The organism is Mesorhizobium sp. M0243, assembly GCF_040321775.1.
Taxonomy (GTDB): domain Bacteria; phylum Pseudomonadota; class Alphaproteobacteria; order Rhizobiales; family Rhizobiaceae; genus Mesorhizobium.
Genome location: NZ_JAMYSF010000006.1, coordinates 297164 through 311032, shown reverse-complemented (window position 1 = coordinate 311032; position 13869 = coordinate 297164). Strand labels below are relative to the sequence as shown.

Genomic DNA, 13869 nt, shown 5'->3' with positions numbered 1-13869 from the left:
AGAATTAAAGGCACGCGGCAGCGTTCCCTCCCCCTTGTGGGGAGGGTTAGGGTGGGGGTTCTTCTTCGCAAGAATCCATATGCGATAGCCCTGCCACGAGGGGGGAGATCGGCTGTATGCGGCGCTTGCGCCTCTTTCTTTGCGGCCATCCTTCGCGTAAGGCGCCGGGCAAATCCTTTCATCGCAGGCTCAGCCCCGGAAACCGTATGATCAGACTTGAAAGCATCAGCAAGCAGAACGGCCGTCAGCTTGTCTTCATCGAAGCGTCGGCGTCGCTGCAGAAGGGCGAGAAGGTCGGCCTCGTCGGGCCGAACGGCGCCGGCAAGACGACGCTGTTTCGCATGATCACCGGCCAGGAGCAGCCCGACGAAGGCCAGGTGCAGGTCGATCGCGGCGTCACCATCGGCTATTTCAGCCAGGATGTCGGCGACATGGAAGGCCACAGCGCCGTGGCCGAAGTGATGAACGGTGCCGGGCCGGTAAGCGAAGTCGCGGCCGAGATGGCAGCGCTCGAGGCAGCCATGGCCGATCCCGACCAGGCCGACCAGATGGACGAGATCATCGAAAAATATGGCGAGGCTCAGCACCGCTTCGAGGAACTCGACGGTTATGCGCTGGATGGCCGCGCCCGCGAAGTGCTGGACGGTCTCGGCTTTTCGCAGGAGATGATGGACGGGGATGTCGGAAAGCTCTCCGGCGGCTGGAAGATGCGCGTGGCGCTGGCCCGCATCCTGTTGATGCGGCCCGACGCCATGTTGCTCGATGAGCCAAGCAACCATCTCGACCTGGAAAGCCTGATCTGGCTGGAGTCCTTCCTGAAAAACTATGACGGCGCGCTGTTGATGACCTCGCACGACCGCGAGTTCATGAACCGCATCGTCAACAAGGTGGTCGAGATCGACGCCGGTTCGCTGACCGCCTATTCCGGAAACTTCGAATTCTACCAGCAGCAACGCGCGATCGCCGACAAGCAGCAGCAGGCACAGTTCGAGCGCCAGCAGGCGATGCTGGCCAAGGAGATCGCCTTCATCGAGCGCTTCAAGGCGCGCGCCTCGCATGCCGCGCAGGTGCAGAGCCGGGTGAAGAAGCTGGACAAGATCGACCGCGTCGAGCCGCCCAAGCGCCGCCAGACCGTATCCTTCGATTTTCTGCCGGCGCCGCGCTGCGGCGAGGACGTGGTCACGCTGAAGAACGTCCACAAGGGCTATGGCAGCCGCTCCATCTATGAGGGGCTCGACTTCCAGGTTCGCCGCCGCGAGCGCTGGTGCATCATGGGCGTCAACGGCGCCGGCAAGTCGACGCTCTTGAAGCTGGTCGCCGGCGCTTCCGAGCCCGACACCGGCACGGTCGCGCGCGGGCCAAGTGTCAAAATGGGTTATTTCGCCCAGCACGCGATGGAAGTGCTGGAAGGCGAGCGCACTGTGTTTCAGACACTGGAGGACGCGTTTCCGCAAGCCGGCCAGGCGCCGCTCAGGGCACTTGCCGGCTGCTTCGGTTTTTCCGGCGACGAGATCGAGAAGAAATGCCGTGTGCTGTCAGGCGGTGAGAAGGCGCGGTTGGTGATGGCGCTGATGCTGTTCGACCCGCCCAACCTTCTGGTGCTGGACGAGCCGACCAACCATCTCGACATCGCCACCAAGGAGATGCTGATCACGGCACTGTCGCAGTACGAGGGCACCATGCTGTTCGTCTCGCACGACCGGCATTTTCTGGCGGCGCTTTCCAACCGCGTGCTGGAACTGACGCCCGAAGGCATCCACACCTATGGCGGCGGCTATACGGAATATGTCGAGCGGACGGGGCAGGAAGCGCCGGGGTTGAGGAGCTAGCCCTTACCGCAGCGAGATGCTCATGCCACTGAGGTCGGCGTTGACCTGCAGGCCGACCTGCCTGCCCGTCAATTCGAGCCGGGCGCCCTTGTCGTTGCTCATGACGATCACCTGAGCCCCTTTGCCAAGCGCGCCGCCACCCCCCGCCGCACCATAGACCCCGGTCACATCCCGTGCGCGTTTGATGTGGCGCACGGTGCCTTGGAAATAGGTTTTGGAGACGCCGAAGGCGAGACCGCCCGAGACGCCGCCGACCGAGATGGGATAGCGGCGGCCATGGAAGGTCAGCGTTCCTTCGCCTCCGGAGCCACCGACAAAGAAGGCAGCCTTGTAGACGGCGAAGCGGATCGTGCCGCTGTCGGCATGCGCGGCGCTGGCAAAGCCGATGCCCGCGGTGGCGATGGCGGCAACCGCGATGGAACGAAATCCGGATGAAATCTTCATGGTGAGAACTCCTCAATGTAGCCGCTTTGCCGGCCGCAGCGTCGGATCAAAGTTACAACTGAACAGTCTCGCCCGTGATTTGGTTCCAGGCCCCGCGATTTGGTTCCAGGCATGGGTTCGAATCCGGCGGCTGGAGGGCCGGGGAGAGGGCGGCGGGTTGCGAAGGGTGGGGAAGGCGCCTGACCGCACCTATCGCCTTGTGCGATGAAGAGGTCTATGCAGGCCCTTACAAGGCTTAGGAGAGGCTTCGGATGAGAATCGCAATCTGCCTCGCATTGGCTGCGGCAGTGGCTGGGTGTGCGACCTCCCCGGTCGACTATGAGGCGTCGCTTTCGCAGCAGGACCAGAAATGGGCTTCGCCGGCATGCCAGCAGGCCCGCAGGGCGGCTTCGGATTACGAGGCTCGCGAGAAAGAGCATCCGGGGTGGGGTTTCGGCGTCTTGCTTGGTCCATACTCGATGGGGCTCGTCGCAGCCATCAAGGAGCATGAGCAGAAGCAACGAAAACTGTTCGCCCGCGAGGTGCACCTGCAATGCTCGAGCTTGCCGCTGCCGAAGGAACTGCAGGGCGATTTGAACCCTGGCGTGCCGCCGACGAAGTATCCATAGCCCTGCCGCGCCTTCCCGGCCCCAAAGGCACCGGGGCTGCGAAGCGGCGCGAGTGGAGAGCCGCCGTTGGACCTAAGCAGTCATGGCGCAATCAACATCAGCCAGTAAGTGCCAAGCAAGTCACCACTTGACGCGCAAGCCGAGCGAGCCGGTCAGTACATGACTGTCACCGAAGTCTTCCAGACCTGTCCGGGCGATGGCTTCGCCAAAGACCGAGAACCTGTCGTCGGCCCAGTTGATCGTGCCGCCAATACCGAGGCCGCCCCAGAGTTGCTCGTTGCGGTTCGAAAGGGTGCTGCCGGCGAGGTCGACAGATGAGCCATCCTCAAAGTCGTAATAGAGGTTGGCGATGCCGTAGAGATTCGTGTGGCCGGCGCGGCCCGTGCGGTCCTGCCACTGCGTCTGATGGTCGAGCGAGAGGCCGAGGCGGCCAAGCAGGCTGTCGTTGGTGCCTGGGGTGACCCTCGCGCCAAAGGCGTCGGTGAAGGCGTCGAGGTCGACCGACGACCAAGCCAACTGGGCTTGCGGCGTCAGCGACCAATTGGGATCGAGCATGATGCGTTTGCCCGCTTCGACGCCGAGCGCGTAGCCGACACCGTTGTTGCCGTCGACGAGCCGCTGTCCGGCGGTCGCCGAATCGAGATTGCTGTCGTACCAGATCACCTGCGCCTGGCCGTCGAGGTAGAAGCCTTCCGCGCCGTACCAGGTCAGCGAGCCGGAAACCCCGGTGCCGGTGCTGTCGATCGACCCGCTGCCGAAGACCGACGAGACGTCGGCGGACACGGTGCCATACTGGAAGGCGACGCCGCCGATGAGCTGGCCGGCCGCGCTATCGGACAAAAGCATGTCGGCGCCGGTCTGCAGCCTCCAGGTCGATGTGTCATATGTCGTTGCGGTGGTGGAGCTTTCCGGATCGTAGGAGCCGCTGGTGCCCTCGATCCTGCCCCACAGCCCGATACCGGCCTCGGCCTTCACATCGTCGGAGACCCCGTCGGCGCCCTGCGCTTCGATGGTCCACGAGCGGTTGCCGAGCCGCTGCTGTAGCGTGCCCAGCTGGTTGAAGCTCTGTAATGTGCCCGAATAGGCCTCGTACAGCGGTGCGCCTGCCTGATAGAGCGGAGTTCCGGGTCCATCGCCATCGAGCAAGGCAGAACGCAGATACCAGTCGCCGTCGCCGGGTGTGCTGACGCCGCCTTGGTACACCCGGTAGGCATAGGCACCGCCGACCACCGCCTGATCGCCTTCGAAAGTATAGTTGCCCTTTAGCGAGAAGCTGCCATTCGAGACGCCGCCGACATCGACGATCTTGATGCCTTCGATCGTCTGCGCCCCGCCGCCCCCGAGATTGACAACCTGGAGCGTGCCCGTGCCTGACGTATCCCCGGCAATAACCAGCATGTTGGTCTGTGAGTTGTCGGCACCCAGGGCGGTGCCGATGAGAATATTGCCGCCATTACCGACATAGTCGCCGCTGACGGTCAGCTTGCTTCCAAGGCTGCCGGCAATGCCCACGGTCCCGGCATTGGTCAGGCCAGCAATGGTCTGCGAAGTGCCGGCGAGATCGAGCGTGGCGCCTGATGCGACCGAGAACTGCGAGGAGGAACTGAATGCGTTTTCTGCGCCTGCGGCAAGCGTGCCGCCGCTGACCGATGTGGCGCCGGTAAAGCCTGAGTTGTCGGACGCGAGCACCAGGGTGCCCTGGCCGTCCTTGATGAACGTGCCGGCACCCGACAGCACGCCGGCATAGCTGGCGTTGGCGACCTGGTCGAAGGTGAAGGAGTTGCCCGCGCCGATAGAGACATCGCCACCGAAGCGCTCGGCCGCCGAGACGAGGCCACCCTGGTCGATGGTCCAGTCGAGCAGGGAGGTGCCTGCAAGCGTCAGCGTGCCGGCGCCGTCCTTCACCATCGTGCCGGTGCCGGAGATGTCGCCGGCGAAGCTGGCGGTTCCCGTCTGGTCGAACACGACGGTGCCGGCATTGCCGATGTCGCCGCGGATCGAAGCCGCGTTGCCGACTAGCGTGCCGGCACTGACCAGCGTGTTGCCGCCGTAATTGTTCGTTCCGGTCAGCGTCAGGGTGCCAGCGCCGGTCTTGGCAAGGCTGCCGGCGCCCGAAATCGCGCCGGACAAGGCCAGGTCGGCCACGGTGTCGAAGGTACCGCCGGCCGGCAAAAGTGTGACATCGCGCGCCGAGGAGAAGACGGCGGTGTTGCGCAGCGTACCGCCGGACAGCGTCAGGTCGCCGGCGGCGTCGCCGAGATTGTTGTCGGCCGAAACCGAAAGCACGCCGCCCGAGACGATCGTTCCGCCCGTGTAGGTGTTGGCGCCCGAAAGCACCAGCGTGCCAGCATCGGTCTTGGTCAGGCTGCTCGCCCCGGTCAGCACGGAGGCGATGGTCGCGGTATAGCCTGCTCCGGCCAAGGTGCCGTCGCCGACCCGGATGATGCTCTCGCCACCGGCGCCGGCAACCGTGATGGCGTCGCCCACGATGCGGTAGCCATCGGCGGCGAACTGCATGCCGGTAACCGCTAGCTCGCCAGCGCTGTCGTCGGCGGTGACGGTACCGCCAAGTGTCTGGAAGATGGCGAAACCGGGCTGCGGCTTCATCGCGCCGGTTACCAGGCCGGTGCTCGTCGTCCAGTTCAGGCTTGTCGCCGTCCAGGTACCATTGCCACCGTCGACCAGATTGTTGTTGGCATTGCCGACCGCGTCGCCGTCCCAGAACAACAGGTCGTTACCGACGCTGCTAACAAGATTGACCTGGTTGGCGACCGAGGTCTGCACCGTCAGGTCGGCTGTCGTGACGCCGGCCGGCAGATTGCCGAGTTCGAGGCCGTTGTCGGTGAGCGCGCCGCCATAATTGATCAGCCGGTAGACGCCGGGCCCGAAGCCGCCCACGTCAGTGATGTTGAGGCTGCCGTCCAGCGTCAAATTGCCGGTTACCTCGATCAGGTCGTTGACGCCGCCGCCGACAATGCCGGCTTGGCCAAGCTCATAATCAAGGATCGAGCCGGAGCTCAGGCTGAGCGATCCGACCGTGAGGGTGCCAGGGCTGGACCCCGGCGCCAGCATGCCGCCATCGGCGATGATGACCGCGCCGCCGATCGAGCCGGAGCCGCCCAGCGTCGCACCGCTGTTGACCGTTGTCTGCGAGCTGCCAAGCGAACCCTCGACGACAAGCTTGCCGGCCTCGACCGTCGTCGGGCCGCTGAGAGTGCTGGTTCCCGTAAGGCTCAGATTGCCAAGACCCTGCTTGGTAAGGGAGCCGCTGCCATCGATGGAGCCGGCAAAGGTGGCGTCGGTCGGCTGGTCGAAGACGAGCGCTTCGTCGTTGAGGATTCCGCCGGTGCCGAGGCTCGATGCTTGACCGATCAACGTGCCGCCGGTGATCACCGTGCCGCCGCTGTAGCTGTTCAGGCCGGTCAGTGTCGTGCTGCCCGAGCCCTGCTGAACCACCGCGCCGCTGCCTGAGATCGCACCACCGACGATCAATGCATCTGAGCGGTTGAATGCCAGCGTGCTGTCGTCGAGGACATTGCCGACAATGCTGCCGCCATCGCCGACTTGGAGCGTGCCGTTGTTGATGACAGTGCCGCCGGTGTAAGTGTTGGCGCCCGACAAAACCATCGTGCCGCCACCGGCTTTCGTGAGAGCGCCTGCGCCGGAGATGACATTGCTGAGCGTGAGGGTCGTGCCGACATCAGTCAGAAACGTTCCGCCTCCTGTCAGGGCGATTGTCCGGCCGCTGGTGATGTCGGCGGTCGTCTGCAGCGTGCCTCCATTGAAGGTCAATCCGCCGGAGGCGCCCAGATTGTTGTCACTCGAAATTTGCAGGGTCCCGCTGCTCAAACTCCAGGGCGTAAGGGCGGTCGTCGTCCCTGTCAGTGTCCAGGTGCTCCTTCCTGTCTTTTCATAGAGTCCGAAGCTGTCGTATTTGGCGCCAGCGCCGATCTGCGACACATCGAAACTGGCGTTGGTATCGCCGCCCAGCTTGAAAGTATCGGCATTGCTGAAGGCAACCACATTGCCAGTGATGTTCGAGCCGGCCTGAATCTCCAGCGAATTGACGCCGCCGGTGAACTGGATGGCTCTGCCGGCTACCGGCGTTCCGCCACCCGCGCCGACGGCGCCACCTGTAATCGTGCCCGCATTGATAACCGCGATGTTGGCGCCCTTGATCCCCGCTGCGCCATCGCCGCCTGCCAAGGAGCCCTGGCCGCCACTGCCGCCAATAATCGTCGCACCTTGATTGTTGATGACGGTTCCACCTGAGAGCAGCAGAACAGCGGCGCCACCGTCCCCACCGCCGCCGAGAAGGGCTCTTCCGCCGGCGCCCCCCAGCAGATTCCCGCTGTTCTGGATTGTCCCGCCGCCGATCAGGACGATGGCAGCCGCGCCGCCGCCGCCGCCTGCTTGGGCCCCAACTGTAGAGCCACTAGTGCCACCGGTAACGCTGCCGCCCGCCTCTACAACGACATTTGCGGACGAGAATATGCCGACGCCGCCACCACCGCTGCCGCTGTTGCCACTGTTCCCACCTCGGCCACCAGTGCCACCAACCACCGATCCTGTGCCAGTAACCGTAACGTCGGCCGTGGCACTGACGCCCACACCGCCACCACCGCCGCCGCCGCTCCTGACGACGCTGTTTGTGCCAGGTGAGCCCGAAGCGCCGGCTCCTCCGCTGATGCTGGTTGCAATGGTCCCGTCTGTGGAGATGACCAGACCCGTAGCACCAGTCGCACCGGCAACGCCGTTTGGGTTGTTGGCTGTCGAGCTTCCCGATCCCGACCCTCCGGGCGCACCATTGCCCGTCGTGAGATCAACGCCGCCACCGCCGCCGCCGGCGGTAGCGCCATTGGGGACATTCTGACCCGTGGCACCCGCTAGTGCACCGTCCACACCCCCTTGTCCGGCGCCTACGCCGCTTCCATTGCCGCCATCGGCCCAAGCGGGCGCGACATTCAGCGCGAGTGTGACAGCAAGGATCGCAAGGGCGGAAGCGCAGCAGCGAAGCGACACGTCCTGCTGCAAGCGCGCGAGGCGCAAAACCCAAATCCCGTCGCGCGCCAAAATCCGCTCCGCCATGCCTAAGCTCCCTGATTCCTGAGTGCGCCGAAGGCAGCATGAAAGCTATTCGCCCGCAAGACGTTTATAGTCACGAGAGCTACCAAGAAGCTAACAGTGACCAGTAAAATCAAGTCTGCGACGTTTGAGTGACAGATAATACGTCGATATTAGATCTAGCTTATCAAAGAGACCTTACGGAATCGCGAGAACAATCTCGCCGCATGGGTCTGCAGGGAAATTTTCGGAGCTCCTGGCCCTCAGCGATCCCATCGAGTGAGCTCGAAGGCTGCCCAGCGCAAGCCGGGTGGACAGAGCGTCATCACTGGACCGGGATTTCCCCCTCACGCCATACCCCTGTCGCCGCGGGGGCCTCAGCGATGTCAGCTACTGGGATGCGGCTACAGTCTGTTCGATGACCGACATGAGGCACGAAGCAGACTTCCTCCCGGTCGGACGCAATAGCGCTTCGTAGAATTACGGTGACAGTGTAAATTACGGCGGCAGTGCACTTTTTACCCTGTCAGTTGTCGCCTTACCCCCCGGCCAGCCTCGGCAGCAAAAAAATCTCCGCCCCTTCCGGCAGCTTCTTCGACCACGTATCGCGATAGATCGTCCCGTCGATCGCAACCGCGATGCCCTTGTCGATCAAGGGCTCGAGGCCGGGATACTGTTCAGCCAGCTTCCTGAACAGCTCCCTTATGTCCTTGGCCTCGATCTCGACCTTGCTGTTGCCTCCGGCGGTCGCGGCGAGCGAGCCCCAGAGCGTTACTTCGACCATTCGCGAGACCCCTATTCGGGATGGAGCATGATGTTATCCGAAAACCGCTTCGCACTTTTCGGCATCATGCTCTAGCCGCCTCGATCGCCGCCAGGATGCGTGGCGGCGACATCGGGATATGCGTCATGCGCACGCCCGCGGCGTTCGACACCGCATTGGCGATCGCCGCCAGCGGCGGCACGATCGACGTCTCGCCGACACCGCGCACGCCGTAGGGATGGTTGGGGTTGGGGATTTCGAGGATCTGCGTGTCGATCATCGGTAGGTCCGAGCAGACCGGGATGCGGTAGTCGAGGAAGCCGGCGTTCTGCAGCCGCCCGTCCTTGCCGTAGATATATTCCTCGTTGAGCGCCCAGCCGATGCCTTGCGCGGCACCGCCCTGGTACTGTCCCTCGACATAGGTCGGGTGCACCGCCTTGCCGGCATCCTGCACGACCGTGTAGCGAATGACCCTGGTGGCGCCGGTATCGGGATCGACCTCGATATCGCAGATATGGGTGGCGAAGGAGACGCCGGCGCCATCGGCGACGAGCTCGCTGTGGCCGGCGATCGGTCCGCCCGTCTTGCCCGACTCGACCGCGATCTCCTTCAGCGACAACTTGCCGAGATTGCCGTGCTTCTCGCCCTTGGCGATCGCGTGGCCCTTTTCCCAGACCACGTCGTCGACGGCAATGTCCCACATCTGCGCGGCGCGCTCGCGCAGGATCAGAATCGCATTGCGGGCGGCCGAGATCGTCGCCATGGAAGACGAGAAGGTGCCGCGGCTGCCGTCCGTCATGTCGTTGTAGCCGAGGCTGGAGGTGTCGGCGACGATTGCCTTGACCTGGGAATAGTCGATGCCGAGTTCCTCCGCCGCCACCAGCGACAGCGACGCGCGCGAACCGCCGACGTCGACCGTGCCGACGGCAAGCGAGACCGAGCCGTCCATGCCGATGTTGAGGTCGGTGCAGGTCTGGCCGCCAAAGTTGAACCAGAAGCCGCAAGCCATGCCGCGGCCCTGGTTCGGGCCCAGCGGCGCCTTCATGTGCGGATGGCTCTTCACCGCCTCGAGCGTCGGGCCGATGCCGATCGGTCCGTAGACCGGGCCGTAGGAGGACCGTGTGCCTTCCTGCGCGGCGTTCCTGATCCGGAAGTCGACCGGGTCCATGCCGATCTTCTTGGCCAGCTCGTCGACCGCGCTTTCCACCGCAAACGCCGCCATCGGCGCCGAAGGCGCGCGATAGGCCGCGGTCTTCGGCCGGTTGACCAGCACTTCGTAGCCGACCGTCTTGACGTTATCGAGCTTGTAGCAGGCGAACGCCGTCATGGCGCCGATCTCGGCCCAGGAGCCGGCATACGGGCCGCAGCTGTAGCGCAGCGTCGCTTCGGCGGCGGTGATCGTGCCGTCCTTGCGGGCGCCGATCTTGACGTCGATCGAGGTGGCGCTGGTCGGGCCCGAGGCGCGGAACACCTCGTCGCGGGTCATCACCAGCTTCACCGGCCGTCCAGCCTTGCGCGACAGCGCCAGCGCCACCGGCTCGGCCCAGACATGGGTCTTGCCGCCGAAACCGCCGCCGATCTCCGAGGAGGTGACGCGCAGCTTCGAGGCTTCCATGCCAAGCAGCTGGGCGCAGTGCTGGCGGTAGACGAAATGGCCCTGCGTGCAGACCCAAAGGTCGGCGGTGCCGTCTGAACTGAAATTCGCCACGCAAGCATGCGGTTCGATATAGCCCTGGTGCGTCTGCTCGGTCTTGAAGGAGCGCTCGACGATGAAGTCGGCGTGCCCGAAACCCTGATGGACATCGCCATGGCCAAACTGGCTGCGCTTGGTGACGTTGGAGGGTTTTACCGGCTTTTCCTCAAGACCCTCGGTGAAGATGGCATCATTGATCAGCGGCGCCGTGTGCTTCGCCGCCTCGTCGACATCGGTGACGTGCGGCAGCAGCTCATATTCGACCTCGATGAGCTTCAACGCCTGCCTGGCGGTGCGGGCATCGATCGCGGCGACAGCTGCCACCGCGTGGCCGTCATAGAGCGCCTTCGTGCGCGCCATGCAATTGTCGAGGACGTCGTACATGGCGGCATCGCCATCGGTGAGGTCCGGCAGGTCGGCCGCGGTGATCACCGCCTTTACGCCGGGCAGCTTTTCCGCCTTGGACGTGTCGATCTTGACGATCCTGGCGTGAGCGTGCGGGCTGCGCAAAACACGCCCGACCAGCTGGCCGGCCATGTTGAAGTCGGCGCCGTAGCGCGCGCGGCCCGTCACCTTGTCGATGCCGTCGGGACGGATCGGACGCGTGCCGACGGAGGTGAATTTACGTCCGGAAAAACGTGGATCGAAATTCATCTCAGGCTCCCTTCATCACGATGGCCGCGTCCTGGACGGCGCGCACGATCTTGTCGTAGCCGGTGCAGCGGCAGAGGTTCCCGGCGAGGCCGAAGCGGATTTCCTCCTCGGTCGGGTCGGGGTTCTTGGCCAAAAGGTCCTTGGCCGCGATCAGGAAGCCCGGCGTGCAGATGCCGCATTGCAGCGCCGCATGCTCGAGGAACTTCTGCTGCAGCGGATGCAGCGTATCGCCATGGGCCATGCCCTCGATGGTCTCGACGCGGCGGCCTTCAGCCTCGGCGCCTAACACCAGGCATGAACACACCAGCCGGTCGTCGAGGATGATGCTGCAGGCGCCGCAGTCGCCGGTGCCGCAGCCTTCCTTGGCGCCCGTCAGCCCCAGCCGATCGCGCAGGACGTCGAGCAGCGTCTCGTCCGGCTGGCACAGGAACTCGACGTTGTCGCCGTTGATTGTGGTTGAAACTGCTACACCAGCCATCATTTGCCTCCTGCACGTGCATAGGCGGTCGTGGCGGCCCGCTTGGCCAGCACGCCCGCAACTTTCCTCCGGAATTCAATAGTGCCGCGCTTGTCGTCGATGGGCCGACAGGCCCCCGCGCAGACCTTGGCGAGCCGCTCCAGCGTCGCCTCGTCCAGCCTGGAGCCGATGAGCACCTCCGCCGCCTCTTCGACCAGAAGCACCGTCGCCGCCACGGCGCCCAGCGCCACGCGGGCCGATTTGACCACACCGTGCTCATCGAGCGTCAGGTTCACGCCGGCGCTGACCACCGCGATGTCCATTTCGGTGCGTGGAATGAAACGCAGATAGGCATCGCCCGAGCGCGGCGCTTGGCTGTCGAGCAGGATCGCCTCGATGATCTCGCCTTTGGCCAGCGACGTCTTGCCCGGCCCGGTCGGCACGCTTTGCACGGGGATCGTGCGCCGGCCCGCCGGCCCGACGACCACTGCCTTGGCGCCGGCGGCAACCAGCGCCGGCACGCTGTCGGCAGCCGGTGAGGCGTTGCAGAGATTGCCCACGATGGTGCAGCGTCCCTGCACCTGCTTCGAGCCGATCAGCTTGGCCGCCTCGACGACACCGGGCCAGGCCTTCATGAGGGCGGTGTTCTCTCCCAGGACGGCGCAGGGAACCGCGGCGCCGATGCTGAAGCCTTCAGCCGTTTCCCGGATTTCGCTCAAGCCGTCGATCGCCTTGATGTCGACGATCAACTCTGGTTCGGCAAAGCCGCCCTTCATTCTGACCAGGAGGTCGCTGCCTCCCGCGAGGATGGCGGCCGTACCAGCCGACCCGGCCAACTGGCCAACGGCATCTTCTATTGAAAGCGGACGTATGTAGCGCATCGTCTCCCCTTGGTCATCGCGATTTCAGCGACCGTTATAAACAGTCTCCTCATAATGGCCATCCGGTTCCTCATCTGCGGCGATTGGGCCAGGCGCCGCAATATCCAGTCCAACAGACCGAATGTGGCGCACTGAATGCGGCAACCGGCTTTGGGACGATTTTCGTGAAACTTCGGTTGCGGATCAAGTGCGCTCATTCGCTTTTGCGGCCTTTGGACCGGAACGTCCTTTAAGCCGGGCAGAGCCGCTGCCTGGCCGCCCCGGCTGAAGCCCCCTGTGTTCGGCGGCCGCCCGAAACGCCTGCGGCGGCTGGCCAAGGGTACGCAGGAAGGCGCGCCGCATGCGGCCGGGATCGCCAAAACCGGCGGTTTCGGCGATGCGCTCAAGCGGGAGATGGCTGATCTCGATCGCCGTTCGGGCCGTCTCAAGGCGCATGCGCTCTACGGCTTTTGCCGGCGTGACGCCGGTCTCGGCGGTGAAGGCGCGGGCGAAGTTGCGGGGACTCATGGCCGCGTGATCGGCCAGGCATTCGACGGTCAGCGGTTCGGCCAGGTTTGCCCGCACCCATTCGATCAGCGCGGCGAAGCGGCCGGTTCGCCCGCCCAGCTCGACGAAGGCCGAGAATTGCGACTGGCCGCCCGGCCGGCGCTGGTGCACGACGATCTGCTGCGCGGTGCGGCGCGCCACCTCAGCGCCAAGGTCATCTTCGACGAGGGCGAGCGCCAGGTCTATTCCGGCCGAGATGCCGGCCGACGTCCAGATGTCGCCATCCCTGATGAAAATACGCTCGGCATCCAGCCTGACCTTCGGGTAGCGGCGGTGGAAGTCGTCGCTGCTGGCCCAGTGCGTGGTCGCGCGGCGGCCGTCGAGCAATCCCGCCTTTGCCAGCAGGTACGCGCCCGTGCAGACGCTGCTGATGCGCCGCGCCGAGGCGCGCCTCAACCAGGCGACGATCTCGTCCATCGCCTCCATGGAGCGGATGATTTCGCCGCCCGATACGATAACGGTGTCGAAAGGGCCGTCGCGTAGAGGCCTGGTGAGGAGCTTCAGACCCGAAGAGCTTTCAACGTCGCCGCCGCCGGGCGCCAGCAAAACCAGCTCATAGCTGTCCGGGCGGCAGCGCTCCGCAATCTCGAAGACTGTAGTCGGCCCGGCCGCATCCAGAAGCTGGAAACCGGGGTGAACGACGACGGCAACTTGCCTGCGCATGGCAGTATTCGCCCGATTTATGTCATTTCGGACGAAACGTAACGCCGATACCCTCGTCGTCAAGCCATCTGGAGATCGGACCCCATAAGCTGGCGACTTGCGTTGTGGAGCAGTGTCGGTGCCGCCGGCCTTGTCGTGGCGGAGCATGGATTGTTACGCCAACTGGCCCACAGGGCGCTTGCTAGCGCCCGCCACGGTGCCGCACGGCCGACTTCGTCGCCATGCAACTCGAATATCCCGGGTCGGGCGCATCGCGGTGACGATGCC

At 64.6% G+C, this 13869-nt stretch carries 9 protein-coding genes; 2 read left to right on the top strand and 7 right to left on the bottom strand.

Annotated features, from left to right (window positions below; all coding sequences use genetic code 11):
* The first annotated feature begins 206 nt into the window (after positions 1–206).
* A complete protein-coding gene (locus NKJ11_RS11110; protein WP_128304577.1) occupies positions 207–1829 on the top strand; it encodes an ABC-F family ATP-binding cassette domain-containing protein in 1623 nt (540 codons plus the stop codon).
* 3 nt (positions 1830–1832) lie between these two features.
* Here NKJ11_RS11110 and NKJ11_RS11105 read toward each other — a convergent pair whose 3' ends face one another.
* On the bottom strand, positions 1833–2273 hold the full coding sequence (locus NKJ11_RS11105; RefSeq protein ID WP_352793299.1) for a lipid-binding SYLF domain-containing protein: 441 nt from the start codon (positions 2271–2273) through the stop codon (positions 1833–1835).
* A gap of 251 nt (positions 2274–2524) precedes the next feature.
* Between NKJ11_RS11105 and NKJ11_RS11100 the strand changes: the two genes are divergently transcribed.
* Complete coding sequence (locus NKJ11_RS11100) at positions 2525–2881, top strand: hypothetical protein (RefSeq protein ID WP_352793298.1); 357 nt, start codon at positions 2525–2527, stop codon at positions 2879–2881.
* Between the two features lie 120 nt (positions 2882–3001).
* On the opposite strand, the gene NKJ11_RS11095 is transcribed toward NKJ11_RS11100, so the two are convergent.
* The 6 genes from NKJ11_RS11095 to NKJ11_RS11070 all read right to left on the bottom strand — a co-directional run bounded on the left by NKJ11_RS11095 (position 3002) and on the right by NKJ11_RS11070 (position 13602).
* Positions 3002–7969 (bottom strand): autotransporter outer membrane beta-barrel domain-containing protein, encoded by a 4968-nt coding sequence (locus NKJ11_RS11095; RefSeq protein WP_352793297.1) that lies wholly within the window; start codon positions 7967–7969, stop codon positions 3002–3004.
* 514 nt (positions 7970–8483) lie between these two features.
* The gene (locus NKJ11_RS11090) at positions 8484–8729 is read right to left on the bottom strand and encodes a MoaD/ThiS family protein (protein ID WP_024501711.1); all 246 of its coding nucleotides are present in this window, start codon (positions 8727–8729) and stop codon (positions 8484–8486) included.
* Between the two features lie 64 nt (positions 8730–8793).
* Positions 8794–11055, bottom strand: coding sequence for a xanthine dehydrogenase family protein molybdopterin-binding subunit (locus tag NKJ11_RS11085; RefSeq protein ID WP_352793296.1), 2262 nt, complete (start codon positions 11053–11055; stop codon positions 8794–8796).
* A gap of 1 nt (position 11056) precedes the next feature.
* Positions 11057–11533, bottom strand: coding sequence for a (2Fe-2S)-binding protein (locus NKJ11_RS11080; RefSeq protein WP_352773997.1), 477 nt, complete (start codon positions 11531–11533; stop codon positions 11057–11059).
* On the bottom strand, positions 11533–12393 hold the full coding sequence (locus tag NKJ11_RS11075; RefSeq protein WP_352793295.1) for an FAD binding domain-containing protein: 861 nt from the start codon (positions 12391–12393) through the stop codon (positions 11533–11535). Before NKJ11_RS11075 ends, NKJ11_RS11080 begins: the two co-directional genes overlap by 1 nt.
* Positions 12394–12576: 183 nt before the next feature.
* On the bottom strand, positions 12577–13602 hold the full coding sequence (locus NKJ11_RS11070; protein WP_352793294.1) for a GlxA family transcriptional regulator: 1026 nt from the start codon (positions 13600–13602) through the stop codon (positions 12577–12579).
* Between the last annotated feature and the right edge of the window lie 267 nt (positions 13603–13869).